Raw genomic sequence first — 620 nt, 5'->3', positions numbered from 1 at the left:
ACCAGTTTCTTCGGTGCCTATGTGAGCTATTTCCTCGACGGTGCGACCGGCGGCATTATCGTCGTCCTGCAAACGCTGATCTTCCTGGCTGCATTCTTCCTTGCGCCCAAACACGGGATGCTGGCCGCACGTCGACGCGCGACGCAAGCACTGGAGGTGGATCTATGACTTTTCTTGATTCTCTCCTTCAGCCGTTCCAGTTTGAGTTTATGCGCCATGCGCTCGTGATCTCGGTGCTGGTGGCAGTCCCCGCTGCCTTGCTCTCCTGTTTCCTTGTCCTGAAGGGCTGGTCGCTGATGGGCGACGCGATCTCGCACGCCGTCTTTCCGGGCGTTGTGATCGCCTACATTGTCGGCTTTCCCTACGCCGTCGGCGCCTTCGCAGCCGGAATGGTCTGTGCGCTGACGACCGGCTTTCTTAAAGAGAATAGTCGCATCAAACAGGACACGGTGATGGGAGTCGTATTCTCCGGCATGTTTGGATTGGGGCTCGTACTTTACGTCAAGATCCAGAGCGACGTTCATCTGGATCATATTTTGTTCGGCGATATGCTGGGCGTTGATCTCGCTGATATCATTGAGACGGGTGTTATCGCAGCGGTCGCGACCGCCATCATTCTC

2 protein-coding genes are annotated in these 620 nt (G+C 56.3%); both read left to right on the top strand.

The window, feature by feature from the left end; translation table 11 throughout:
• Positions 1-168, top strand: a 168-nt coding sequence (locus ACTIFK_RS19020; RefSeq protein ID WP_439544586.1) for a metal ABC transporter permease, incomplete at its 5' end; no start/stop codon positions are given.
• Positions 165-620: metal ABC transporter permease (locus tag ACTIFK_RS19015; protein WP_439544585.1), on the top strand; the 456-nt coding region annotated here is incomplete at its 3' end. The genes ACTIFK_RS19020 and ACTIFK_RS19015, both read left to right, overlap by 4 nt.

The organism is Hyphomicrobium sp. (assembly GCF_051860585.1).
In the GTDB taxonomy this organism is placed as follows: domain Bacteria; phylum Pseudomonadota; class Alphaproteobacteria; order Rhizobiales; family Hyphomicrobiaceae; genus Hyphomicrobium_C.
The sequence above is the reverse complement of the archived record's forward strand: the minus strand, read 5'-3'. Positions and strand labels throughout refer to the sequence as shown.